This is a genomic window from Litoribacter ruber (assembly GCF_018500185.1).
GTDB classification, from domain to species: domain Bacteria; phylum Bacteroidota; class Bacteroidia; order Cytophagales; family Cyclobacteriaceae; genus Litoribacter; species Litoribacter ruber.
Window position 1 is genome coordinate 119,015 of sequence record NZ_JAHBGI010000007.1, and the last position, 24,789, is coordinate 143,803.

The following is a 24,789-nucleotide window of genomic DNA, read 5'->3' on the forward strand; positions in this document are numbered from 1 at the left end:
CATAGCATTTACACATTATACATGGCAGTAAAAACTGTCAGTTTGTCTTTTATATGAATAAATTCGAAAACCAATTTTACCGATCGCTTATGTTAGGAGATTTTGCCGGAGAGGGAGATTTGATTCAGCTTATCACGGATGATGAGTCCGAAGAACTGGTCTCTCAGGAAGATTTCTCTGATGAGATTCCTATCCTGTCGGTTAGAAATACAGTACTTTTTCCTGGCGTAGTTATTCCCATTACTGTGGGAAGGCAGCGGTCCATCAAATTAGTCAAAAAGGCCCAAAAGGGAGATAAATTAATAGGTGTTTGTGCCCAAATCAACCCCAATGTGGATGATCCTTCTTGGGAGGATATTTATCAGGTGGGGACCCTGGCCAAGATCATCAAAATGATCGTGTTGCCGGATGGGAATACCACCATCATCATTCAGGGTAAAAAGAGGTTTGAGATCACCGAACAGGTGACCGAGGATCCTTATTTCATGGCCAAAGTAAATTACCTGGAAGAGACTTTTCCGGAGGGTAATAAAAAAATTGAGGCCCTCGAGGAATCCCTGAAGGATGCTGCGGCTAAAATTTTGGACTTAAACCCAGAGATCCCAAGAGAAGCCCAGGTGGCGCTTGAAAATATTGACAACACCCCTTTCCTTACCCATTTCCTCTCTTCCAACATCAACGCTGCCGTGGAGTCCAAGCAGCGACTGCTGGAAATCAACGATGGCATAGAGCGGGCTACCCTGCTGTTGGAGTTTATGATGAAGGACATCCAGATGCTGGAGCTCAAAAGTGAGATCCACAAAAAGGTGCATACCGACATTGACCAGCAGCAGCGGGACTATTTCCTGCGTCAGCAGATGAAGGTGCTTCAGACTGAGCTGGGAGAAGAGGGACCTGAAAAGGAAGTGGAGGAGCTTCGCCTGAAAGGCAAAAAGAAAAAATGGCCTAAAGAAGTGGCCAAACATTTCGAAAAGGAGCTGGACAAGATTCTCCGCATCAACCCACAGGCTGCTGAATATCCCATTGCTTTGAATTATGCAGAACTGATGGTAGAGCTGCCTTGGAACGAGTTTACGGAGGATAATTTTGACCTCAAGAGGGCTAGGACTATATTGGATAAGGACCACCATGGCTTGGAAAAGGTCAAGGAAAGAATCATCGAGTACTTAGCTGTATTGAAACTAAAAAATGACCTCAAGGGACCCATTCTTTGCCTTTACGGACCTCCAGGCGTGGGTAAAACCTCATTAGGCAAGTCAATAGCAAAGGCATTGGGCAGAAAATATATCCGAATGTCACTGGGCGGTCTGCACGATGAAGCCGAAATCCGTGGGCATAGGAAAACCTATGTCGGCGCCATGCCCGGCAAGATCATCCAGAACATGAAGAAGGCCAAGTCTTCCAATCCCGTGTATGTATTGGATGAGATCGACAAGCTTTCCTCCGACTTTAGGGGAGATCCATCCTCGGCATTTTTGGAGGTCTTGGATCCGGAGCAGAACAACGCTTTCACCGACAACTACCTGGAAGTGGATTATGACCTCAGCAAGGTTCTCTTCATCGCCACAGCCAACTCATTGGATTCAATTCAGCCGGCACTTAGGGACCGGATGGAAATCATTGAGGTGACGGGTTATACCCTTGAAGAAAAAGTGGAGATAGCCAAAAAACACCTGATCCCAAAGCAGAGAAAAGAGCATGGGTTGAAAGGAAAGGACATCACCTTTGATAATAAGGCCGTGATCAAAATTGTTGAGGATTATACCCGTGAATCCGGGGTAAGGAACCTGGAGCGGAACATCGGCAAGGTGGTTAGGAATGTAGCCAAATCCATTGCTATGGAGGAGGAGTATTCCAAGCGAATTACACCTGCCTTGGTAAGGGAGATACTCGGCGGTGAGATTTTTGATAAGGAAATCTACCAAGACAATAGCGTCGCCGGTGTGGTGACGGGCTTGGCCTGGACTTCTGTAGGCGGTGAGATCTTGTTTATCGAAAGCTCCTTGAGCAAAGGAAAGGGCAAGCTTACCCTTTCCGGTCAGCTGGGAGATGTGATGAAGGAGTCTGCCATGACGGCTATTTCATATTTGAAATCAAAAGCTGAAAAGCTGGGAATCGACCACAGGATTTTTGATCAATATGATCTACACATCCACGTGCCTGCCGGAGCAGTGCCGAAGGATGGCCCTTCCGCAGGTATCACCATGATGACGGCCCTTGCATCCCTTTACACCCAAAGAAAAGTGAAGGCAAAAGTTGCCATGACTGGAGAGATTACCCTAAGAGGTAAAGTGATGCCGGTAGGTGGCATAAAGGAAAAGATCCTTGCTGCCAAAAGATCAGGGATTACGGAGATTATCCTTTGCAAGAAAAACCAAAGGGATATTGATGAAATAGACAAAAACTATCTCGAAGGGCTTCAGTTTCACTTTGTCGACAATGTGGATGAGGTATTGAAAGTGTCGCTATTGGAGGAAAAGGTGAAGGACCAGATCGTTTTTTCTTTTGACAAGGAAAGAGAAACCCTGGAAACCAGAGTTTAAGTGAGTTTTAAAGGGATGCCCTAGGGTATCCCTTTGTACATACCTCATGGAGGTGAAAAAATGAACCCAATATTATGGATAAAATAAAGGATTTAACGCCAAGACAGATTGTTGCGGAATTAGATAAATATATTATTGGCCAGCAAAATGCCAAAAGGAATGTGGCGATTGCCTTAAGAAATAGGATCAGACGGCTTATGGTCAAGTCTGACCTTCAGAAGGACATTGTGCCGAACAACATTCTGATGATTGGCTCTACTGGTGTGGGTAAGACTGAGATTGCCCGAAGGTTGGCAAAGATCGCCAACGCACCATTTACAAAAGTGGAGGCCTCCAAGTTTACAGAAGTGGGCTATGTGGGCCGAGACGTGGAGAGCATGGTCCGTGATGTGGTGGAGCAGGCGGTTCACTTGGTGAAAACCAAAAAGAATGAGGAAGTGAAGGAGAAGGCCTCAGTGATCGTAGAGGACATTATTTTGGATATCCTGATCCCTCCAGTGAAAAGTCCTTCATTGGCCAAGTCATCCAGCAGCGAAAATGATTTCAATCCTGACACAGCTTCTGAAAATGAGCTGAATGAAAAAACAAGGGAGAGATTTAGAGAAAAGCTCAAAAACGGCGAACTTGAAGAAAGAAAGATTGAAATCAATGTCAAGCAATCCTCTCCCGTAGGAGTGGGGATGATTGGCAATGGTATGATGGATGATGCCAGCATGGCCGGTCTGCAGGACATGATCAGCGGCATGATGCCTAAGAAGACCAAGAAAAGAAAGCTGACCATTGCCGAAGCCAGAAAAGTACTGATGGAGGAGGAAGCTTCCAAGTTGATCGACTTTGATGAGGTGAAGGAAGAGGCTATCCAATTGGCTGAAAACAACGGAATCATCTTTATTGATGAGATCGATAAGATTGCCTCCAAGAGTGGAAAAGGTAGCGGTGGGCCGGATGTAAGCCGAGAAGGGGTGCAGCGTGACCTTTTGCCAATTGTGGAGGGAAGCTCCGTTTCCACCAAGTATGGGGTGATCAACACAGACCATATCCTTTTCATCGCTGCGGGCGCCTTTCATGTGAGCAAACCCTCGGATTTGATTCCTGAATTGCAGGGCCGATTTCCAATCAGGGTGGAATTGAACAGCCTGACCCAGGGAGATTTCCAGATGATATTGAAGGAGCCAAAAAATGCCTTGACAAAGCAGTATAAAGCCTTGTTTGAAGCTGAAGAGGTTTATTTGGACTTTGCGGATGAAGCCATTGATGAGATTGCCCGATTGGCCTTTAAAATCAACGAAGAGGTTGAAAATATTGGAGCAAGGAGGTTACATACCGTGATGAGCCATTTGCTTAACGATTTCCTTTTTGATGTGCCGGACACTATCGAGGCAAATTCAAAAATCATGATCACCAAGGATATGGTCACCGACAGATTGAGCCAGCTGGTTCAAAACAGGGACCTTTCACAGTATATACTTTAAAACTAATCTCGCCTGCCCTTTTAACGGGCAGGCTTTTTTAATTATGGAAAATCTCATCATCATTACCGGTTGCAGCCAAGGGCTGGGAAAAGCGTTGACAGCGCTGTATTGTCAGGATGGCCGAAATAGGGTTGTTGGGGTTTCCAGAACTGGGCTGACCTTGGGTTTTGCCAACTTTGAAAATCTCAAAATTGACCTGTCTGACTTGCAAATGGTTAAAAGTAACTTGGATAAGATCTTTCCAAGAGGGGATTTTGACAATTTAGTTTTAGTCAACAATGCGGGATGGATAGGGGAGATAAGGCATTTTGGGAATTTATCTGCTGATGCCATTTCCCAAATTCACCAGATCAATACCGTAGCTCCTGCAATCTTAATGAATGAATTTGTCAAGCGTTATAAAGATTCTCCTTCAAGGAAGACAGTGGTGAATATCAGCTCAGGAGCCGCAGCCAAAAACATAGATGGCTGGTCGGGATACTCGAGCAGCAAGGCGGCTTTGAACCGCTATACGGAGATCGCCGAGGAAGAAAGTGAGATGAGCAATTGGGGGATCAAGTTTTACGCCCTCTCACCCGGCATAATCGATACTGGTATGCAACAGGATATCCGCAGTGCCAAAGCCGAGGAGTTCAGCCGTGTGGAGGCATTTAGAGGTTTCAAGGAGAATGAAGAACTAGCCAGTCCGGAGGAGGTTGCGGAAAAGGTCAAATACCTAATTGATAATCGGGATAACTTTAAAGAAGTGTTGCAGGATGTCCGTCAATTTTGAGCTTCCGGGTTTTTGGGATAATCGTGCATCCAGAATTTAGCATTTTTTTTACCGACATCTCCCCAGTCTTCCACGTTGAAAGTGAAACCGAAGACCCCTGTCGTAGGTAGGTTTTCCAGGTCCTCGCCCAGCTCCACCACCAAATCGGTCAACCCTGGGTTGTGGCCAAAGATGAAAAGTGTATCCACAGTGTTGGGTGTTTTCCTGATATATTTGAGGATTTCCGTGGGGGAAGCATGATAGAGCTCGGAGGTTAGCTTAAAGTGATTTTTACCAATCCCAAGTATATCGGCAAATATCCCTGCGGTGTGCTTAGCCCGCTCGGCATCGGAGGAAATTATCATATCTGGGAAAATTTTTTTCGCCACAAGTCTTTGGGCCATGTCTTTGGCATTTCTTAAGCCTCTAGGCGCGAGAGGCCGTTTATGGTCCGCCAAAAAGGGTTTGTCCCAAGAGGATTTGGCGTGTCGGCAGATTAAAAATCGCTTCATAAAAGTTTTTCTTATATATTTTTTTGCATAATTTAACATAAATTTTTACATTTATTATTCATTTAACCACATATTTTAAAATTACATTATGCTTACTGGAACAATTAAATTTTACAACGATTCAAAGGGGTTCGGTTTTATCATTGATGACCAATCTCAAAGTGACATTTTCGTGCACGCGACTGGGCTTGTAGACAAGATCGCTCAGAATGACAAAGTATCTTTTGACCTCAAAGAAGGTAAAAAAGGTCCTAATGCCATCAATGTGAAAAAAGTCTGATTTTTTGAGCATTAGAGAGAAAAGAAAGAGTCTTGGATAAGGCTCTTTTTTTTTGCCCATAAAAAAAGGCAACCCGGAAGGATTGCCTTTCTAATTTATATTGTGGACTAAAATAGCCTGTACCTGATTCCAAAATTCATCCCGATACTGTTGAAAAACGTGGTAGTGACCAGCTCATCCATGGGTCTGTTTTGGTCCACGTTAGGATTGAAATCAGCATTATTGCTGGAGGAATTCAGTTCGGTGACGTAATTGGTTTCTCTTGAATAGGTGGGAAGGGCATCCAAACCATCTTGTCCACCGACTCTAAAGGTGGTAGTTTCGGAAACTCTTCTGGGTACTGCCAAATGAATAGCTTCCAATTCCCCAAATAACTTCAGTCTGTCGTAGACTTCGTATTCAGCACCTAATGTACCGGAGAAACCTACTGAAAACTGGCCTCTGACCTCTTCCACCTCCAATACGGAGTTGCCACTGGTGGATAAGGATGCTGGAACGCGGTATTCCAGAGAAGTGACACCGCCGACTGGTAAAACCAAGCCAAGTCTTGAGTAAGCACTCAATATCTGATCGCTGCCTGTTGAAAATACAATTGCTGGATTGATCCTAGCCTGGCGTGTATGCCCCGATACAGCTAAGATATCATTTCCAGCCCTTAATTCTGATATCGAGACTTTATTTCCTATTAAATAGTTGAAGCCGATGTCGGCCCCCACGTTTGGTGTGATCATATAACCAGCTCTAACCGTAATGGGTATTCCTCCCCCCAATTTGTTGTTTACAGCTTCAATACTTGTGATACTACCGTCTGGTCCAAGAGTAGTGAAATCACCGATTGCGCTACTGGAGGTGGGAAGTGCAAAACCACCCCCAATTTGGAGATAGGTGTCCTGAGCCATCAATTTTGAGCTGGCAAATACCATGGCTGCCATGGCAAGCATTTTCAATTTAAATCTCATATTTACTGAAATTGGTTTATTTCAGTAACTATGCAAAAACGATACAAAATTTGTTAAAATATTGAAAATCCGTGGCCTTGGGGTCTTTGATTAAAACTCATGGACTATCCGGATGGCTGGGTCAAGGGACATGCCGCCGGGGTTGAGGCCCAGCTCACCCTCCGGTATTTCCATGCCCAAATCCTGAAAATATTTCTCCCAAATTCCAAAAGTTTCCCCCGTATCTGGATCCTTGAAGGTCATGGGTTGGATTTCAAAAATTGGAGTTCCGAGGTTAGCTTTTTGGAAGGACATATGGATCAGCTCAGAACAATAATAAGCGTCATTGTTAAGGTCAAAGGCAGAATCATAGGGTTTGCCAATCAAGGTACTGGCGACATTGATGGCAGTGGGGATGAGGTATTTATATTCATCAATTACCCGCCCAACGACCACCCTTGGTTGTCCGGCCTCATCGGTGTGGCGGTCGAGGAATTCAAACAGGGGAGTCTTGGAAACCCCTTTTGAAATGGCCTCGATCACATACCAGTCTCCATTTTCAAGGATGAGAAGGCCAATATGGGAAAAATCCCTTCCATCATATCCATTGGTGACTTTTCGAATCGCTTCGCAGAAATCCCCGCAATCCCCATCTTGAAATAGAATATCACCCTCTTTCCAAGTGAATTCATAATTCTTTTGACATCCAGAAAGAAAAGAAATTAGGAGGGCGGAAATAAATAGTATTTTATTCATCAGACGGCTAAAATGAAAAACATGATCGATACAGCCAGGATTAAAGTCATCTTTTGGGCTTTCTCTTTCACACTGGTTTCAATTTTTCTTTTGCGCAGCACCAATACGGCGATACTCAATGCAAACATTTGAGCGGCAAGTCCTACCCCATGAACAATGTTGATGATGTTGTTGGATGCGAATGGGCTGTAGTTTTGGTACAGGGGCACTAAACAAAGCACTATCCCAACCAGGCCAATAGCAAAAGACCTTTTTAAAAGTAGCGTTTCGTTTTTATCAAAATATCTCATTTACTCTCGGATAGGGTGATTATTGTTTGATTTTGGATTTCCTGTTTTCAAAATAGGCTTCCATTTCCTCTTTATTCAGGGCGTTTAAGGTCATATCCTTTGAAAGGCCACCTTTTCTACCTACCAACACGCCATAGTGCATATGGTTGTAGGTGTTTTTGTCGTGGGAATCTGGATTGATGGCAATTTTCACGTTTTGCGTCAGCGCATAGTGGACCCATCTCCAATCCAAGTCGAGCCGCCAGGGGTTGGCATTGATCTCAATGGCTACGTTGTATTTTGCGCAGGCATCAATGATGGTTTTATGGTCTATAGGATAGCCGTCCCTTCTGAGCAGGAGTCTCCCCGTAGGATGACCCAAAATCGTGGTGTATGGGTTTTGAATCGCTTTCAGCAAGCGGGCTGTAGCCTTTTTGGTGTCCATGTTAAGGACGCTGTGGATAGAGGAAACAATGAAATCAAACTTGGCTAATACCTCATCTGGGTAATCCAGGCTACCATCTCCCAGGATGTCACTTTCAATACCTTTAAAAATCTTGAAGGGAGCCAATTCCTTACTCAATTCGTCGATTTCTTGGTGTTGCCTCTCAATTTTGGCCACATCCAATCCGCCTGCATACACAGCTGTCTGACTGTGGTCGGAGATGCCAAGATACTCATAGCCGAGGTCACGGCATTGTTCAGCCATTTCCCGAAGTGAGTGCTTGCCATCACTGTAGGTACTGTGGTTGTGGAGAATTCCTTTAAGGTCGCCATTTTCGACCAGCTTGGGCAGTTTGTTTTCCTTGGCTGCTTCTACTTCGAAGTATCCCTCACGGAGCTCTGTGGGAATATATTGCATTCCCGCTTCCTCATACACCTCTTGTGGAGAGGAATAAGGTTTCTTCCTATAAAGGTGCGCCATGGTCTCCGTGTCGGTAATCGGCAGGTTAAGATGCTCTGGGCTGGAAGTTCTGATCAGGAATTCAGAAACCAAGGCGTTTTCAGTGCAGAGTCGGAACCTTAAGGTGATTTCGGGACTGGTTAGTTGGCCTACCCAGGTGTAAGGGGAGGAGAGTTTTCGGTTTTGGACAAGCCCTTCTATACTGTTTATTTGCTTATGCGTAGCCGGTCTATCTTCGCTAATTATTAACCACTCCAGATCACTGATGATTTCATGGTTTCTGGCATATTCCCCCACTTGAACCACATTGTTTTCTCCAAATCTTTCCTTGAGCAATTTATCCAAACCGGCCGAAGTTTCCTCAATTTCGGCGTAGAGAAATTTTCCCACATTTGAAGCTTGGAATTCCAATGCAGCGATGATGGTATCCTGCGTTTTCTGTCCAAAACCTTTGAGACCTGCCACTTGACCGGATTGGCAGGCCTCCATCAGTTCATGGGTGGAAGTGATGCCAAGCTCTTTCCAAAGCGTTTTGATTTTTTTAGGCCCCAACCCTTTGAGCTGCATTACTTCCAAAAGCCCTTCTGGAGTGTTGGATAATAATTCCTCCAACAAGGGGAAAGTGCCGCTTTTGATTAGGGAACGGATGACCTCGGCGATGCTCTTGCCGATTCCGTTGATCTTTTGCAGTTCATCCTGATCCAGCTCCACCAGGCTGATCTCCCCCCGGTCTATGGTGTTGACTGCCGACTGATAGCTCCTGATTTTGAATGGGTTTTCTTCGTGAAGTTCCATCAACTGAATGGTCAACTTCAGTTTTTTGATAATGCTCTTGTTGTCCAATTTTAAGCGGGTTTCTTTTGAAGGATAAGGCAAATGTCCACAATAAAAGTTTTAAATTAAAATCCTAAGATGTATCTTAATAGCTAGAAGCATAAAAATGTCGCAATGAAGCACTGGCTGGTTAAAACTGAGCCCGAAACCTATGGATGGGCAGACCTGGTATCCAAAAAGGAAGATATCTGGGATGGAGTGAGGAATTATCAGGCCAGGAATTTTTTGAAAGACATGGCAGAGGGCGATCTGGTGATGGTGTACCATAGTGGCAAGCATCGGGAGGTAGTGGGATTGGCAAAGGTCAGTGAAGAGTCATTTCCCGATCCTGCGGATGAAGAGGGGAAAGGCTGGGTTGCGGTGCGGTTGGCTGCGGAGAATGAGTTGAAGAGGCCTGTGACCCTGCAAGAAATAAAGGGTCAGGAAGAGTTGTCTGAGATGCTATTGTTGAAACAGTCCCGCTTATCAGTGATGCCATTAACAGCGAATGAGTTTGATTTTATCTTACAATTGGCGGAAAAATGAAGTATTTGTGTACAGTATTGATTTTGATTTTTTTATCTGTCGAAGGTTTTGCACAAATCCAGTTTGTGGAAAGGCTCGAAATTGAGACGAAACCGAATGAGGAGAATTTCATGATTTTTCCTTACAAAAGCGGGGTTTTGGGTTTTAGAGTACACGGAGACCGAGGGTTGGTGTTGAAGAGGAAGTTCCAATATTTTCTGGGATCAAACAATTTGGAAAAAAAGGATCTCCGCGAGGTTGAATTACCTGACTACCATGATCTGATTGCCTATGATTTTGAAGGGGAGTTTTTATATGTGCTTATTGGCCGGACCTCCATTGGTAAAGACCGAAAAATATACCGAATCAATCTGGAAAACTCCTCTCTTGAAAAGTTTGACGTCAGCAAAACCCTGCAATTTGACTTACAGGATTTTCAGGTGCTCGACGAAAGGGCCATCATGATGGGGTTGCTTGATGGAAGGCCCGTCGTGCAGGTTTTTGACATCGAGGAGGAAAGCGTTTTTACCCTACAGGGAATTTACGCCAATGATGCCAAAATAATCCAACTCCAAAAGCAACCCGAAACAGGGGTTTTTGATGTGGTGATGAGCCGTAGGGACATGTATAAAAACAAGCTGATTTCTGTACTCACATTTGACCTAGATGGGCAAAAACTCCGTGAAGTGAAGATTGACAAGCTTGATGATCCCAAGTTTGAAATCTTGGAAGCTGTGCTAACTGAGCCAAGCGCCTATCGACAGGCTATGTTTGGGCCATTTGGGTTACGAAAAAAGGATGCCTTCCAAGGCATTTATTTTGCCAACATCAATGAGTTTGGTGAATATTTCAACCATTATTACACCATCGAAGATTTTCCAAACTTCTACAATTACCTTCCCGAACGGGCACGTAAGAGGAGGAACAAAAGTGTGGAGCGGGCGATTGAGCGGGAAAAAAGCATCACTATACCCAATGTGCTGGCCACCCGGGAGGTCATGGCGTTTGGCGACGGCTATTTGATTTACAACGATTACTTTTCTCCTTCCTCAAGCAGGTATATGTACAACCGGAATTTTTACCCAGGTTCTGAGGCTTACTTTAACCAGCATCAGCGGATGTATCCAGCTTTGGGTACAGGGATGACGGCTGGGGGAATGGGCAGGCCGATAAATTACCAATTCAAATATATGGCAGCCCAATTTATGTTTGTCGACAGCCAGGGAAAACTGCTGTGGGAAAACTCCCTGCCATTAGGCAACAAGATTACCCATTCGGATCAGAAATTCGGTCAGGTGAGCTTTGACGGACGGGATCTATATTTCCTTTATCTAGATAAAGCCGACCTGGTATTGAGCCATGTCAGGGAAGGGGAGGTTTTGATGGAAAATGAAAAGTTCGAAATTGAGCTTATCAACGACAAAGAAAGAATACGCGACACGCCGGAAAATTCTTTGTCCCTCACATGGTGGTACGATAATTATTATTTGCTCACGGGGACCCAAAAGGTCCGGTATCAGACAGAAAGTGGGAGGGAGGCCAACCGGCACGTGTTTTTTGTGACCAAAATAAAAGTGGACAACCAGCAGATGCAGTTTGCCGAAGACCGGTAAGCGCTCAATTGGTGGAGGCCCTTTTGAGTAAGGTGGCCGGCAATTCTTTTTTGACGATGTCCATATTGCCCTTTAACTGGGGCAGGATGATTTCCATTAAGTTTTTGGACAGATCCTCGATAGGTTGCACCAAAGCCGTAATTGGCGGGTCAAAGAGGCTGAAAAGCACATTGTCGTCAAAGGCAACTATGGCCAGATCTTCGGGTATGCTTCTCTTCAATCTTTTGATTGCTTTCAGCCCGCTGATGGTTAAATAATTGGTGGTAAAAAAAATGGCGTCCAGCTGGTCGTTGGTGACGATAAACTTCTCAATATCCCGGATTATGCCATCAGAATTAAAATTGTCATAATCTACCTCTTTGACTACCGGGCGGAGATCACTTTCAATCAATGCATCCAAGTAGCCGTCCATTCTGTCGGTCATCTGGGTTTGGGCACTTTTCAAAGTCACCAGCCCAATGTTTTTGTAGCCTTTGCCGATCAGGTAATTATTGGCGTCTTTGGCTGCCTGGTAATTGTTGATGCCCACGTAGCTGGTTTCCACCTCGGGAAAATATCTATCAAAGAGAACCACTGGGATTTTCTCACTGAGCAGCATATTAATATCCTCCTCCATGCCCTCCGTGGGCGTGATAATATACCCATCCACATGGCGGCCCTTAAACAGCCGAATCAACTCCTGCGCCTTTTCCTTTTTATTGTCCGTGCTGCAGTAGATAATCTTATAATCATTCTCGTGGGCTTTGCTTTCAATGTTTCTGGCAATATTGGAAAAGAAAGGATTGGAGATATCCTCCACCATAAACACAATGATTTTGCTTTTTCCGGTCCTCAAACTCTGGGCAAGCTGATTTGGCTTGTATCCGACCTTTTTTACATAATCAAGGACCTTCTTGGTAAGCTTCTCACTAATCCGGTTTTCTTTGGCTTTTCCGTTTAGGATAAACGAAACAGTTGTAATTGAAATGTTGAGTTCATTTGCAATGTCCTTGATTGAGTATTTCTTTTTTGCCATAGTGTTGGCAAATTAATTAATTATTTGCTTCAAAGGCCTGTTTTGTCGTAAAATCAGTCTGTTTTTCTGATTTTGTAACCATTCATTCCGAAAAACATGATGTACAAATAACAAAGCAAAGGGACAATGAAAGACCATTGCACGCTTCCCAAATAGTCAGCCACAACACCTTGAAGGGGTGTGATAATGGCACCTCCCACGATGGCCATCACCAACACAGAAGAACCCTGTGAGGTCGCGCTTCCCAATCCTGCGATGGAAAGGGTGAAAATGGTTGGAAACATGATGGAATTAAAGAGACCAACGGCTACCAATGTCCAAAGGGCCAGGTATCCCTCTGTAAAAATAGCAACTGAAAGCAGGCCTACGATCACCAAAGCAAATAGCCATAAGGTTCTCTGGGGAATAAACCGGCCAATCGCCAGCACCAGCATGTTGAGCATAATAAACAGGCCGACATACAGGGCTGTTTGGGCTCCGTAAAGTGAAAATACCACCAGTACGGAGAGTGTCAAAATTCCCGCAATGAGGGTGAAATGTCTTTGTTGCAGGCTTTTTCCTGCCAATGCGATGGCACCAAAGAACCTCCCTATCATCGCCCCACCCCAGAAAAGGGCCAAGAAATGACTCGCCTCAGCCTCATCCAAACCTGCAATATGCGGCAATCGTGCAAAGTTGATAATATTGCTGCCAATAGCCACCTCGGCTCCGACATAAGCAAATATGGCTAATACCCCCAAGACCAAATGCCGGTTTTTGGTCAGGGACGAACTGGTGTCCAAACTTGCGTCTGGCTTGATTTCGGGAAGCGGAAACCTTTTTATCAGTACGGCAAGAAGAACTAACAAGCCAGCTAGTGACAGGTAGGGGATTTTGACAGAGGCGGCACCGAGATTACCTTCTCCCACCGCTTGAAATATCAAATAACCCCCAATCACCGGGGCCAAGGTGGTGCCAAGGGAATTAAACGCCTGGGTCATGTTGAGTCGGCTGGAAGCACCTTTGGGAGGACCAAGGATGGCCACGTAAGGATTGGCGGCAATCTGGATCAGGGTGATGCCACAGGCCAGTACGAATAGGGCGAAAAGGAAGAAGTTGTAATTGACCATAGAGGCTGCTGGTAGAAACAAAGCACAGCCTGTCGCTGCGACCAACAAACCCAGCACAATCCCATTTTTATAGCCTATCCGTCCGATTGGGTCAAACTTCCAAACCGAAAAGAGGTAATACCCCAACGATACAAAAAAGTATGCACCGAAGAAGGCGGTCTGGATCAGCATGGCCTGCCAGTTCTTCAAAGTAAACACTTCCTGTAAATGCGGGATCAATATATCGTTCATGCAGGTAATGAACCCCCACATGAAGAAGAGCAGTGTTACCACTGCCAGTGGAGCGGAATAGGAGCCTGCTTTGTTTTTGGCTAGGGTAGTTTGACTCATTGGGTTTGGCAGTTATGGCTAAAGGTTGCTGCACCTACTATGGTGGCCCATTCTCCAAGTTCAGTGATTTTGATGGAAGTTTCGATTTTATTTTGCTTTAACACGGCCTGTGTGGCTGGCAAAAACAATTTATGGGCTTTGGAAATATTGCCGCCCAAGACGATGGTTTCGGGTTTGTGCTCTTCTATTTGCGGGATTAGAAATTCAGCCAGGTTTTTGCCGAATTCTTCAAAAAGAGCCCTTAAAACGGGATTTCTATCCGCCTTAAATGCCAATTCTTTTACTCCTTCAGCTTCAAAACCGGTGAGTTTTATATACCTGCCTAGAAACCAGGCGGTGGAGAAATAATCTTCAGCAATTCCTTCTTTAAAAGGGCTTTCCCACAAAGCCGCATCTGCGGCCTTTCCATCTAAAAAGAATGCAGAACCCAAACCAGTGCCCAAAGTAAGCCCAATGGCGGATTTGCTCCCTTTGGCTACACCACTGATCACCTCCCCTTGGAGAAAGCAGGCCGCATCATTGATGAATTTGATCTGGTATGCTCCAATATTCAATTGATCCGCTAGAAGGTTTTTGATGTTGAGGTTATAAAGGTGCTGGAATTTCCCCTGGTCTTTGATTTTGCTTATCCCGTTGGGATAGTCAAACGGTCCTGGGAAGGCAATTCCGATACCGCCGTCAAAGCCCTCTTCGCCGAGACTGGGCATGATGGCATTTGCCCAGGCGGAAATTATACCTTCAACCGAGCCGTTCGATTTCAAATCGACTCGGTTGAAGGTATGGGGGATGATGGCCAGGTTATGCAGGTTCACAAACCCGGAGGTGAAATGTGAACCTCCGATATCTATCCCCATCGTTTTCAGGTTACTCATTTAATAGGTTTTTATTCGTTGGCAGTGGATAAGGAATAGGGCAGGTCTTTTTGGCTTTTTTGGATATTTTCCTGCGGCTTGTCAGTCATTTCAAATTCAATATTCGCTCCATCCATTAGGTCAAAATAATTGAAGAACAATGGGGAATAAGCTTCTCCGTTGAAATTGACATTATGAACATATAGGTTTTCCCGCCCATTTTTAGGTGCGGAAATGACTACCTCATTACCGTTTTGTAAATGTAAAGTCATTTTCCTGAAAAGGGGAGCGCCCATTACATATTCATCGGTACCCGGGGCTACAGGATAGAAACCCATGGCGGAGAAAACATACCAAGCCGAAGTCTGGCCATTGTCCTCATCCCCACAGTATCCATCAGGGGTAGGTCTGTACATTCGGTTCATGGTTTCCCGAAGCCACTTTTGGGCTTTCCAGGGTTCTTCTGCATAGTTGTATAGGTAAATCATATGCTGGATAGGCTGGTTGCCGTGTGCATATTGGCCCATGTCGGCAATCTGCATCTCCCTGATTTCGTGGATCACACTGCTGTAGTAGCTCTCATCAAAGATCGGGGGCAGTTCAAAAACCTTATCCAGTTGGGAAACAAAACCCTCTTTTCCCCCCATGAGATCGATCAGCCCCGCTACATCGTGAAAGACCGACCAGGTGTAGTGCCAGCTGTTTCCTTCTGTAAACGCGTCCCCCCACTTGAAGGGATTGAAGGGAGACTGGAAGGTTCCGTCTTCATTTTTGCCCCGCATCAGGTTGGTTTCAGGATCAAAAAGATTTTTGTAATTCAAGCTTCTCTTTTTATAAAGCTCAATTTCCTCCTTGGGTTTATTCAAGGCTTTGGCCAATTTATAAATGGTAAAGTCATTGTAGGCATACTCCAAGGTTCGAGCAGCGTTTTCATTGATGCCCACATCATAAGGCACATAGCCCAAATCGTTGTAATATTCTACACCGGCCCTTCCCACGGCAGTCAAAGGACCGGCATTGTTTGCTCCATGCAGCAGCGCTTCATAGAGGGTTTCGATATCGTAGGAATGTTCCTGACCGATTTTCAGGTAGGCATCCGATACAACAGATGCCGAATTATTTCCAATCATCACATTCCGCAATCCGGGGCTGGCCCATTCTGGGAGCCATCCACTTTCCTTATAGGCGTTTGCCAGACCTTCCTGCATTTGGGCGTTTAGCTCAGGATACATGAGGTTCAGGAATGGAAATAATGATCTAAAGGTATCCCAGAATCCCGTGTCGGTAAACATATATCCTGGCAAAACCTCACCATTGTATGGGCTGTAATGCACTACATTGCCTTCCTCGTCGTATTCAAAAAACTTTCTAGGGAAAAGCAAAGATCTATAAAGACAGCTGTAGAAGGTTTTAATTTGGTCCACTTCTCCGCCTTCTACCTCAATTCTGCTTAGTTCTTTGTTCCATATATCCCGGCCTTCCTTTTTCAGGTCGTCAAATCCTTTATCTGCTATTTCTGTTGTCAGGTTTCTTTCAGCCTGCTCATAGCTGATAAAGGATGATGCGACCCTTGCTTCCACGGTTTTGCCATCTTTGGAATCAAAGGTAATAACAGCTTTGGCATGCTCTCCTTCATTTTCATTACCCGACTTGGCGTCATTTCCTTCATAAACTTGAGCAGATGAAATTGGGGCATCAAAATAAATGACAAAGTAATTTCTAAAGTTTTCCGGCACTCCGCCGCTGTTTTTAGTCGTATAGCCAATGACTTTGTTTTCTTCAGGAATCACCTTGACATAGCTTCCGTCATCAAAGGCGTCAATGACCAAATGGGCCCCATCCGTTGCGGGGTAGGCGATTCTGAATCTTGCCGCTCTCTCGGTAGGCACTAATTCCGTGGTGACATCATGGTCTGCCAAGTAAACACGGTAGTAATATGGGCTGACCTCCTCCGATTTGTGGGAAAACCAGCTGGCTCGCTCGTCCTCATCAACTTTGATGTCCCCGGTGATGGGCATCAAAGAAAATTGCCCATAATCATTCATCCAAGGGGAAGGTTGGTGGGTTTGCTTGAAACCTCTGATTTTGTCGGCACTGTACTGGTAGGCCCAGCCGCTTCCCATCTTGCCCGTTTGGGGAGTCCAAAAATTCATGCCCCAGGGCAAAGCTATGGCTGGATATACATTGCCGTGCGATAGACTGGGCTTCGAGTCTGTGCCCATCAATGGATTTACCCAATCGATCGGGTCTTTGACCTCGTCCACTATTACCTTTTGCGAAAAGGCAGGGGAGACTATGATAAAACAGATGAAAAGAATTAAATGCCTCATATGGATAGTTTTCATTTTTTAAAGATATAAAAAAGACATAGCCCAAGGGACTATATCTTTTTTTAGATTTAGTCGGTTTATATAGGTTTAGTATCCTGGATTCTGCGTCAAGGCAGGGTTTCTCTGTAGTTCTGTTTCTGGTATAGGGAAAAGCAAATTGTTTTCAGTAAAAGACCTACCCCATCCGTTAGGCTGACCGATTACGTCCACATAATTGATTACGCCCCCTTCCTGGGTAATAGGGTATTGCCTGGTTCTCTGAATATCCGCCCAAAGGTGGAACTCAAAAACTTGTTCTCTAAACCTTTCTTTCCACACTTCCTGAATAAATTCGCCAGCGGAAAGTGCTCTCAAATCCGCTTCTATTTCCTCTCTGGTTTGGGTAAAATATGCTCTTGATCTCACATCAGCCAAATATCTCACGGCTTCATCCGTCACTCCTTCCGACTGGGCAATGGCTTCCGCACCCGTTAATAATACATCTGCATAGCGATATACGGCTACATCTTTTCCCGAGGCGGCTGTCTCTCTGATAGCCGTTTCATCATGCCACATATACGGGGCGGTTCCAAAGGTGAAAGTGTTTCCCTGATTGTTGGTAAAAGAAGAGTGGAAATACTGTTTTTCCTGAACCCTCAAATCCTGTTGTGGGTCATAGCCGTTCAGGAACCTGCTCAATGGCTGGTAGGCACCGTTCGTGACACCATAGGCCGCTTCTGAAGTCACCGAAACCGGCATGGTGTACACCGGGTAGGTGTTGTTTGCTATACCTACCGTGTATTCTACAAAATAAATATACTCGGAAGGGGACACGCTTGCCCTTCTGATTTTGTTGTAGGCACTGTTTTCAGGGATTACATTTCCATCACCATCTCTATCGTGGTCCACTAGGGCATAGCTGCCACTGCTCACCACGCTTCTAGCCATCGCCGCAGCATTTTGATAATTGTCCTGCTGCAAAGGATAACCGCTCATTGTCAAATAGACATCCGCAAGCAAGGCCTGTGCTGTACCCTGAGCAATCCTGTTCCCGTTATTGGCCATGCTAGACTGTGAAAGCCCGCCTTCGTTGATCGCAAATTCGAGATCGGAAACGATCAATCCATAAATTTGCTCCAAAGGAGCTCTTTCCATATACAGGTTTTCCAAAGATTCATATGGGTCTACGATCAACGGGACAGGCCCAAACATTTTGGCCAAATAGAAGTAGGAAAAGGCTCTGAAGAACCGGGCTTCTGCCAACAGCATGGATGCCTCATTGGCAGGGAGGGCTTCTATAGTAGGAATATACTTGATCGCGTTATTGGCTCTAGCTATTCCTCTGTAAAGATCAGCCCAGGTATTGCCAAGATAGGTGGCAAGGTTTACCCCGTTTAGCGTCAGTTGTTGGGTGTGCTGGACATGCGGTTCCTGACCTCGGTATTCGTTGTCAAAATACCCGGACATATAATTTCCCAACATGGCTCTTGACCCCCCATAGGAGGCTGCTGAATTGATGATCTGCGGCGCTCCGTTTCGGTAAAGGGAGTTAACTGCATCATGCGCATGTTGTGGTATGGTAAAAAACTGTTCTGAAGACATTTCATCCCTGGGCTCCTCCTGTAGGAAGTCGGCGCAGGAAGAGCAAATGCCCGCTATAAGTATGGTATATATATACTTTTTCATGATTGTCTAAATTTAGAATTGTACACTTACCCCTAGGGTGAAGGTTCTAGGTCTCGGGTACTGAAAGAAGAAAATATTTTGCCCCCATTGGTTTCCAGCCCATGAAGAGGATTCTGGGTCAAATCCCTGGAACTCGTTGCTGGTAAGTAGGAAAGCATTTTGCACACTGGTATATACCCGAAGATGATTCATGTTCCATCTTGAGATCAATTCTCTGTCGAAAGTGTATCCAAGTGATATCACATTGCCTCGGATGTATGAGCCGTCCACTACCCAGTGGTCATCTATTTCACTATTTTGTCCGGAATATGCTGCGTTTCTAATTTGCTGAACATGGGTGTTTTGATTTTCTGGAGTCCAGCTGTTGTAAAGGGAGGTCCTTAGGGTGTTGGCAATGCCCGTTCTGTCCTCGATAGAGTGGAGGTACTGCTGAAGTACGTCTACTCCATATACAAACTGCAATTCAAGGCTGAAGTCCCAATTCTTGTAACGCAGGTTGTTGATCCAGCTTCCTGTCCAGTCCGGAAGACCATTGCCTATGATTGTGGGGTCTTCGGAACGCTTGGCCTCACCGGGCACTCGGCCCACTGCCGCAGCCTCTGCCGCCTCATGGGTGCCCCATGTGCCCAATCTTTGGAAGCCCCAGAAAGAACTTAGTGGCTCGCCTACTCTCAGAATGGTTTGCGAACCGGAAACCCAGTTTGGGCCAGGGAAAATATCTTCGTCATTTTCGCCGAGTGATTCAATTCTATTGACATTGTAATTAAAATTTAGAGTTGTTTCCCAATGGAAATCAGGTCTGTTGATAGGGTAGGCAGTAGCCAAAAACTCTATACCTTGATTTGAAATCGAGCCTATGTTATCCCTTACTGCCGAAAACCCCGTGTGGTAAGGAACCGGTCTGTCAAGTAGCAGGTCGGTGGTAAGCTTGTAGTAATAATCAAATCCTAAAGTCAAGCGACGGTTGAACAGTCCCATGTCAAATCCAACATCGAACTGGTTGGTTCTTTCCCAGCCCAGGTCTGGATTTGGCAGGCGGTTTATAAAGCTGTGGGAAGCTCTTGATCCATTGATTAAAACCGTTCCCGAGCTCACCGTGCCTAGGGATTGATACATGGGGATTTCGGTGTTGCCTGTAATACCAAAGCTTGATCTTAGTTTTAGCTCATCTACGCCCGTGGCATTCTCCATGAAAGGTTCATTGCTCAAAATCCAGCCTAAACCCGCAGAAGGGAATACCCCATATTTGTTGTTTTCCCCAAATCTTGATGAACCGTCAATTCTTCCCGTCAAGGTTACCAAATACCTGTCTTTGAGAGTATAGCTACCTCTCAAGAAATAGGAGTTCATAGTCCAGTTATTCCAGTTAGACTGTGGAGCTTCCGGCTGACTTGCCGCCTGAATTCGGTTGAACCTGAAGAAGTCATCTGAAAAGCCTCTGGCTTCCACGAAATTACCTTCAAAAGTTCTTCCTTGCCAGCTAAGACCTAGCACGGCGTTGATTCTATGATCACCCATTTCCTTGTTATATGTCAAATAGGTTTCTTCCTGCCAATAGGTGCTTCGTTGATTATTGATCGAAGCATAGCCCAATGGAGCTGATATGTTGATCAGATCGGTTGGCCCATAATCCTGGAATTTCCGCTCGTGGATGTCAAAACCAAATTGCGTTCTCAAATCCAAGCCTGGAGCCAAGTGGAAAGTCAGATAAGTGTTACCAAATATCTGGGTTCTGTCTCTTAATCTATCTTGAGTGGTCAAAACATGGACAGGGTTGGCCATTGGTTCAATATTGTAGGGATCACTGATCATGGCGGAGTTGCTCCAAGTGCCATCAGGGAAGCGTACGGGGAAGATTGGGGGCATTTCCAGCATGGTCCTTCTAGGAACCTGGCCACCGCCGCCCTCTTCCACTTCGTTTTCTTTGGTGTGGTTGACCATGAGGTTCATCCCGACGGATATCCAGTCTTTTGGAGTGGCATCATAGGTGATCTTACCGTTGATTCTTTCCATCCAGCTATTGAGCATGATGCCCTCCATTCTGGAATAGTTGACAAATGCACCAACGGAACTTCTTTCGCCACCTTGCTGGATTGAAATTTGGTGGTTATGGGATAGCGCTGTTCTGGTGGCTTCTCTTTGCCAATCCGTGTCATAAAGTGGATTTCCGTTGCTGTCAAACAGTCGGGGATCTTCCCTGCTGAATACCGGCGGCGTGCTGCCCGAATACTGCGAGTGGTTGGCAAAACCTCTCTCCACCACTTCCAGATACTCCTCGGAGTTCATCATGTCCATCCTGTTTGGCAGGACGCCCACATTGACAAAACCTTCATAGCCTACCACTATGCCGTCGGTTTTGGTGCCTCTTTTTGTGGTGATGAGGATCACACCATTAGCACCTCGAGAACCGTATATGGCTGTCGCGGAGGCGTCTTTTAATACTTCAAGGCTTTCGATATCATTGGGATTCATAAACCTGATGTCTTCCATTACCACCCCATCCACTACGTATAGCGGGTCAGATGATGCGTTTACCGTGCCCAGACCCCGAATAATTACTCTTGGACTACTGGTAGGCGATCCGGAGTTGAGGCTCACATTCACCCCGGCAACTTTCCCTTTCAAGCCCTGAAGAACATTCCCTACAGGCTCACGGAGCAAGTCTTCAGACCCAACCGTTCCCACGGAACCGGTCAGGTCGGATTTTCTTTGGCTACCATACCCCACAACAACAACTTCATCCAAAGCGCTTGTGCCCTGATTCAGCACAACCTCAATGTTGGTTTCATTACCTATCTGGATTTCCTTGGTTTCAAGGCCAACGAAGCTAAAAACCAGGATAGCGGTTTCCGAAGGCACTTCTAAGGTAAATGCCCCGTCAATATCTGTCACCGTTCCAATTGAGGTTCCTTTAATCATAATAGAAACCCCCGGTAGAGTTTCACCAAATTCATCCCTAACAACTCCGGAAACCTGAATGTCATTTTGTTCTACATTCATTGTAGACGAAACATCCAAGCTCACCGCAGATGAGGTTGCCAATGCTTGTTGTAAAGGCACAAGAGTAATCCCTATAGCAAGGAATTTTCTCAGATGCCGCCAGCCAGCGGATTTCTGCTGGTCGGGTGGGGTTAGTAGTTGTGTGTTCATGTCATTGTATTTTGGGTTTTACTAAAATGTTTTAGCGCTGAATTATTAAAATTAAGATTTTGATGGGGTGCAATCGATTTCCTTTTCAGATCTAAAAAAATGTAGAATGTAACTGAAAGGTTTTAGCTCTATCATAGAATTTGATTGTTTCTTCATGTTTGCTATTGGGTTTTAAGGGATTAAATGGTTTTGAGACAGCTATACTACATAATATTTTTAAAAATTCACAAACCATTTGTCAAAAATTGTTAAAAATAAATTTTTAGAAAATGGGCTGTTCTATTATAAAGACCTGATCAAACGCCTCATAAACCGATTATCATGGGTTTTGAGAAAATTTTAGAATTTATGTTTGATTTACCTGATTGATTAAACATATTTGTTGTAAATAAAACGTTTTAGTATTTAGAAACTGATGGTCGATCGTCTGACCAGCCCAAAATAAACAATTATAGAGTATGAGTTTTGAAATAAAGGAAGGATCCCAGGAGTATGATGCAATTATAGTGGGATCCGGTGCGGGAGGCGGAATGGCCTCTAAAATACTATCAGAAGCCGGCTTTAGGGTCGCGGTAGTGGAAGCTGGAGGTGATTTTGATCCTGCAAAGGAAGAGCACCGAACACAGTTGCGGTTTCCTTGGGAGTCTCCAAGGAGAGGTGCCGGGACTATCCGGCCCTTCGGTGACTTTGATGCGGCTATTGGCGGCTGGCTGATTGATGGCGAGCCCTATACCAAAAGTTCAGGGACCCGTTTTGATTGGTTCAGGTCAAGGATGCTGGGGGGAAGGACCAATCACTGGGGGAGGATTTCCTTGCGGTTTGGGCCAAACGATTTCAAAAGAAGTAGTATTGACGGATTGGGTCATGACTGGCCGATTGGTTATGATGATCTAAAGCCTTATTATGATAGGGTTGATAAATTAATTGGAGTATTTGGTACAAAAGAAGGGATTTACAATGAGCCGGATGGCTTTTTCTTGCCTCCACCAAAGCCAAGGTTGCATGAACTTTTGATTAAAAAGAGCGCCGATAAGGCCAATATCCCCGTGATCCCTTCCAGGCTTTCAATCCTTACCAGGCCGATCAACAATGAAAGAGGGGTGTGCTTTTTTTGTAACCAATGTAACAGAGCGTGCCAGGCATATGCGGATTTTTCCTCAGGAACATGCTTGGTAAAGCCTGCGATGCAGAAAGGAAAAGTGGACTTGTATACTAACTCCATGGTTAGAAAAGTGACTACTAATGATAGGGGTGAGGCCACGGGAGTTTCTTATGTCAGCAAAGAGGACATGAGGGAATATAAGCTGAAATCACGTGTAGTGGTGCTAGGAGCCTCTGCTTGTGAATCGGCTAGGATTATGTTGAACTCAAAATCCAAAACCCATCCAGACGGATTGGGAAATCATAGCGGAATGGTGGGCCGATATCTGCATGATTCTACAGGAGCCGATAGAATGGCAGTAATCCCTGATTTGGTCGATCGCGACAGGTATAATGAGGACGGCACCGGAGGGATGCATGTGTATACGCCATGGTGGTTGGACAATAAAAAGCTTGATTTTGCCAGAGGTTACCATATTGAGTTTTGGGGTGGGATGGGCATGCCATCCTACGGTTTCGGGACCGGAATGGATACCCTGAGAAGCCACATCAAAGATGAGTTTGGTACGCCTAGCCCGAATGGTGGGTATGGGGCAGGTCTCAAAAAGGATATCAAGAGGTTTTTTGGAACCACCGTAGGGATGTCAGGACGTGGGGAGAGTATTCCGCGTTATGAAAACTACTGCGAAATTGATCCTTTGACGGTAGATAAATATGGTATTCCGGTATTGAAGTTCAATTACAACTGGACCGATCAGGAGCTTAATCAAGCCAAGCATATGCATGATACCTTTGAGGAGCTGCTTACGGGTATGGGCGGAAAGCTTCTAGGAACCAAGCCGGGTAAGGAAAACGAATACGGGCTGCATGCTCCTGGGCGAATAATCCATGAAGTGGGTACCACGCGAATGGGGAATGATCCGTCGAATTCTGTCTTAAACAGCAACTGTCAGTCTCATGATTGCAAAAACCTGTTTGTAGTGGATGGAGGGCCGTTCGTTTCTCAGGCGGACAAAAACCCGACTTGGACTATCCTTGCATTGGCCTGGAGAACTTCCGACTATATTGTGGATCAAATGAAAAAGCAAAATATTTAAGTAATATCGATATGAACAGACGTGAAAATTTGAAATTACTTTTTACTGGGGCCTCGGGCTTTTTGCTGGCGGGCTGCAGCGTGGAGGAGAGTTCGGTAGAAGAAGTTCCGGCCCCGTCGGGTTTTTCCACAGCCGGCAGAAGTCCCGAGGAAATAGCTATTGACAAGAAGTTGTTGTCGGAGACATTTTTTACTGAGAAGGAAGTGGAAAAGCTGAATTATCTGGTGGAGGTAATCATACCTGCTGATGAAGATTCAGGAAGTGCTCTGGATGCAGGTGTGCCGGATTTTATTGAGTTTATGGTCAAAGACATCCCGTCTTATCAAACGCATATGCGTGGAGGCCTGCGCTGGCTTGACAATCGGGCCTTGGATAGGTTTGATCAGGAATTTATGGATCTCTCCAATGATCAACGAATTTCGATCATTGATGAAATAGCTTATCCTGACAAGGCTGGTCCGGAAGTTGGAAATGGCGTGCGGTTTTTCAATATCTTGAGGGATTTGACTTCCACAGGCTATTTCACCTCCAAAATGGGTTTTGATGACTTAGGGTATGTGGGCAACCGGCCAAATGTATGGGATGGAGTGCCCGAGCATGTTTTGGAAAAATATGGGGTGGCATATGATCCCAGGTTGGAAGATGTATATCTAAAACCCGATCAGCGGGGAGTGGTAGCCCAATGGGATGACCAAGGGAACCTGATAGGGTAAAAATAAGCAGCATATTTAAGATGCATACTTGAGTTTTGGGTTTATTGAACAA

General features: G+C 45.2%; 19 protein-coding genes. 8 read left to right on the plus strand and 11 right to left on the minus strand.

Features of this window, described 5'->3' with window-relative positions:
• Positions 1-53 precede the first annotated feature (53 nt).
• From lon to KIH41_RS11620, 3 genes are all read left to right on the plus strand, one after another.
• On the plus strand, positions 54-2,543 hold the full coding sequence (gene lon / locus KIH41_RS11610; RefSeq protein ID WP_214162481.1) for an endopeptidase La: 2,490 nt from the start codon (positions 54-56) through the stop codon (positions 2,541-2,543).
• Positions 2,544-2,617: 74 nt separating this feature from the next.
• A complete protein-coding gene (gene hslU, locus KIH41_RS11615) occupies positions 2,618-4,015 on the plus strand; it encodes an ATP-dependent protease ATPase subunit HslU (protein WP_213945776.1) in 1,398 nt (465 codons plus the stop codon).
• 43 nt (positions 4,016-4,058) lie between these two features.
• Complete coding sequence (locus KIH41_RS11620) at positions 4,059-4,787, plus strand: SDR family NAD(P)-dependent oxidoreductase (RefSeq protein WP_213945775.1); 729 nt, start codon at positions 4,059-4,061, stop codon at positions 4,785-4,787.
• Here the strand turns inward: KIH41_RS11620 and KIH41_RS11625 are convergent.
• On the minus strand, positions 4,778-5,278 hold the full coding sequence (locus KIH41_RS11625) for a SixA phosphatase family protein (RefSeq protein WP_214162482.1): 501 nt from the start codon (positions 5,276-5,278) through the stop codon (positions 4,778-4,780). The two genes, KIH41_RS11620 and KIH41_RS11625, sit on opposite strands and share 10 nt — an antisense overlap.
• Positions 5,279-5,366: 88 nt before the next feature.
• Here KIH41_RS11625 and KIH41_RS11630 point away from each other — a divergent pair, with 88 nt between their 5' ends.
• Positions 5,367-5,558: a cold-shock protein gene (locus KIH41_RS11630; protein WP_213945773.1), complete on the plus strand. Its 192-nt coding sequence runs from the start codon at positions 5,367-5,369 to the stop codon at positions 5,556-5,558.
• A gap of 107 nt (positions 5,559-5,665) precedes the next feature.
• Here KIH41_RS11630 and KIH41_RS11635 read toward each other — a convergent pair whose 3' ends face one another.
• The 4 genes from KIH41_RS11635 to polX all read right to left on the minus strand — a co-directional run bounded on the left by KIH41_RS11635 (position 5,666) and on the right by polX (position 9,268).
• Positions 5,666-6,517, minus strand: coding sequence for an outer membrane beta-barrel protein (locus KIH41_RS11635; protein ID WP_214162483.1), 852 nt, complete (start codon positions 6,515-6,517; stop codon positions 5,666-5,668).
• A 90-nt stretch (positions 6,518-6,607) separates the two neighbouring features.
• The gene (locus KIH41_RS11640) at positions 6,608-7,252 is read right to left on the minus strand and encodes a YiiX/YebB-like N1pC/P60 family cysteine hydrolase (RefSeq protein ID WP_214162484.1); all 645 of its coding nucleotides are present in this window, start codon (positions 7,250-7,252) and stop codon (positions 6,608-6,610) included.
• On the minus strand, positions 7,252-7,542 hold the full coding sequence (locus tag KIH41_RS11645; RefSeq protein ID WP_214162485.1) for a hypothetical protein: 291 nt from the start codon (positions 7,540-7,542) through the stop codon (positions 7,252-7,254). The genes KIH41_RS11640 and KIH41_RS11645 overlap by 1 nt, the downstream gene beginning before the upstream one ends.
• A 19-nt stretch (positions 7,543-7,561) precedes the next feature.
• A complete protein-coding gene (gene polX / locus KIH41_RS11650; protein WP_214162486.1) occupies positions 7,562-9,268 on the minus strand; it encodes a DNA polymerase/3'-5' exonuclease PolX in 1,707 nt (568 codons plus the stop codon).
• Positions 9,269-9,373: 105 nt separating this feature from the next.
• Here polX and KIH41_RS11655 point away from each other — a divergent pair, with 105 nt between their 5' ends.
• Positions 9,374-9,784: an EVE domain-containing protein gene (locus KIH41_RS11655; protein WP_213945768.1), complete on the plus strand. Its 411-nt coding sequence runs from the start codon at positions 9,374-9,376 to the stop codon at positions 9,782-9,784.
• Positions 9,781-11,376, plus strand: coding sequence for a transcriptional regulator (locus tag KIH41_RS11660; RefSeq protein ID WP_214162487.1), 1,596 nt, complete (start codon positions 9,781-9,783; stop codon positions 11,374-11,376). Before KIH41_RS11655 ends, KIH41_RS11660 begins: the two co-directional genes overlap by 4 nt.
• 4 nt (positions 11,377-11,380) lie before the next feature.
• Here KIH41_RS11660 and KIH41_RS11665 read toward each other — a convergent pair whose 3' ends face one another.
• The 6 genes from KIH41_RS11665 to KIH41_RS11690 all read right to left on the minus strand — a co-directional run bounded on the left by KIH41_RS11665 (position 11,381) and on the right by KIH41_RS11690 (position 21,826).
• Positions 11,381-12,391 (minus strand): LacI family DNA-binding transcriptional regulator, encoded by a 1,011-nt coding sequence (locus tag KIH41_RS11665; RefSeq protein WP_213945766.1) that lies wholly within the window; start codon positions 12,389-12,391, stop codon positions 11,381-11,383.
• Between the two features lie 53 nt (positions 12,392-12,444).
• On the minus strand, positions 12,445-13,830 hold the full coding sequence (locus KIH41_RS11670; protein ID WP_214162488.1) for a sugar MFS transporter: 1,386 nt from the start codon (positions 13,828-13,830) through the stop codon (positions 12,445-12,447).
• Complete coding sequence (locus tag KIH41_RS11675) at positions 13,827-14,702, minus strand: ROK family protein (protein WP_214162489.1); 876 nt, start codon at positions 14,700-14,702, stop codon at positions 13,827-13,829. Before KIH41_RS11675 ends, KIH41_RS11670 begins: the two co-directional genes overlap by 4 nt.
• 11 nt (positions 14,703-14,713) lie before the next feature.
• Complete coding sequence (locus KIH41_RS11680) at positions 14,714-17,026, minus strand: GH92 family glycosyl hydrolase (protein WP_246539099.1); 2,313 nt, start codon at positions 17,024-17,026, stop codon at positions 14,714-14,716.
• 72 nt (positions 17,027-17,098) lie between these two features.
• Positions 17,099-18,676 (minus strand): RagB/SusD family nutrient uptake outer membrane protein, encoded by a 1,578-nt coding sequence (locus tag KIH41_RS11685; protein WP_214162490.1) that lies wholly within the window; start codon positions 18,674-18,676, stop codon positions 17,099-17,101.
• Between the two features lie 12 nt (positions 18,677-18,688).
• Positions 18,689-21,826 carry a SusC/RagA family TonB-linked outer membrane protein gene (locus KIH41_RS11690; RefSeq protein ID WP_214162491.1) on the minus strand — a complete coding sequence of 1,046 codons (3,138 nt, stop codon included), beginning with the start codon at positions 21,824-21,826 and terminating at the stop codon, positions 18,689-18,691.
• 458 nt (positions 21,827-22,284) lie between these two features.
• Between KIH41_RS11690 and KIH41_RS11695 the strand changes: the two genes are divergently transcribed.
• Both KIH41_RS11695 and KIH41_RS11700 read left to right on the plus strand, forming a co-directional pair.
• Positions 22,285-24,024 carry a GMC oxidoreductase gene (locus KIH41_RS11695; protein ID WP_214162492.1) on the plus strand — a complete coding sequence of 580 codons (1,740 nt, stop codon included), beginning with the start codon at positions 22,285-22,287 and terminating at the stop codon, positions 24,022-24,024.
• A gap of 11 nt (positions 24,025-24,035) precedes the next feature.
• Complete coding sequence (locus KIH41_RS11700) at positions 24,036-24,737, plus strand: gluconate 2-dehydrogenase subunit 3 family protein (RefSeq protein WP_213945760.1); 702 nt, start codon at positions 24,036-24,038, stop codon at positions 24,735-24,737.
• The last annotated feature ends 52 nt before the right edge of the window (positions 24,738-24,789 follow it).

Coding starts and splice junctions, on each gene's coding strand:
- KIH41_RS11690 (WP_214162491.1), bottom strand. CDS start 21,826: ATGAACACACAACTACTAACCCCACCCGACCAGCAGAAATCCGCTGGC.
- KIH41_RS11695 (WP_214162492.1), top strand. CDS start 22,285: ATGAGTTTTGAAATAAAGGAAGGATCCCAGGAGTATGATGCAATTATA.
- KIH41_RS11630 (WP_213945773.1), top strand. CDS start 5,367: ATGCTTACTGGAACAATTAAATTTTACAACGATTCAAAGGGGTTCGGT.
- hslU (WP_213945776.1), top strand. CDS start 2,618: ATGGATAAAATAAAGGATTTAACGCCAAGACAGATTGTTGCGGAATTA.
- KIH41_RS11625 (WP_214162482.1), bottom strand. CDS start 5,278: ATGAAGCGATTTTTAATCTGCCGACACGCCAAATCCTCTTGGGACAAA.
- KIH41_RS11685 (WP_214162490.1), bottom strand. CDS start 18,676: ATGAAAAAGTATATATATACCATACTTATAGCGGGCATTTGCTCTTCC.
- KIH41_RS11635 (WP_214162483.1), bottom strand. CDS start 6,517: ATGAGATTTAAATTGAAAATGCTTGCCATGGCAGCCATGGTATTTGCC.
- KIH41_RS11620 (WP_213945775.1), top strand. CDS start 4,059: ATGGAAAATCTCATCATCATTACCGGTTGCAGCCAAGGGCTGGGAAAA.
- KIH41_RS11675 (WP_214162489.1), bottom strand. CDS start 14,702: ATGAGTAACCTGAAAACGATGGGGATAGATATCGGAGGTTCACATTTC.
- KIH41_RS11640 (WP_214162484.1), bottom strand. CDS start 7,252: ATGAATAAAATACTATTTATTTCCGCCCTCCTAATTTCTTTTCTTTCT.
- KIH41_RS11655 (WP_213945768.1), top strand. CDS start 9,374: ATGAAGCACTGGCTGGTTAAAACTGAGCCCGAAACCTATGGATGGGCA.
- KIH41_RS11660 (WP_214162487.1), top strand. CDS start 9,781: ATGAAGTATTTGTGTACAGTATTGATTTTGATTTTTTTATCTGTCGAA.
- KIH41_RS11680 (WP_246539099.1), bottom strand. CDS start 17,026: ATGAAAACTATCCATATGAGGCATTTAATTCTTTTCATCTGTTTTATC.
- KIH41_RS11665 (WP_213945766.1), bottom strand. CDS start 12,391: ATGGCAAAAAAGAAATACTCAATCAAGGACATTGCAAATGAACTCAAC.
- KIH41_RS11645 (WP_214162485.1), bottom strand. CDS start 7,542: ATGAGATATTTTGATAAAAACGAAACGCTACTTTTAAAAAGGTCTTTT.
- lon (WP_214162481.1), top strand. CDS start 54: ATGAATAAATTCGAAAACCAATTTTACCGATCGCTTATGTTAGGAGAT.
- KIH41_RS11670 (WP_214162488.1), bottom strand. CDS start 13,830: ATGAGTCAAACTACCCTAGCCAAAAACAAAGCAGGCTCCTATTCCGCT.
- KIH41_RS11700 (WP_213945760.1), top strand. CDS start 24,036: ATGAACAGACGTGAAAATTTGAAATTACTTTTTACTGGGGCCTCGGGC.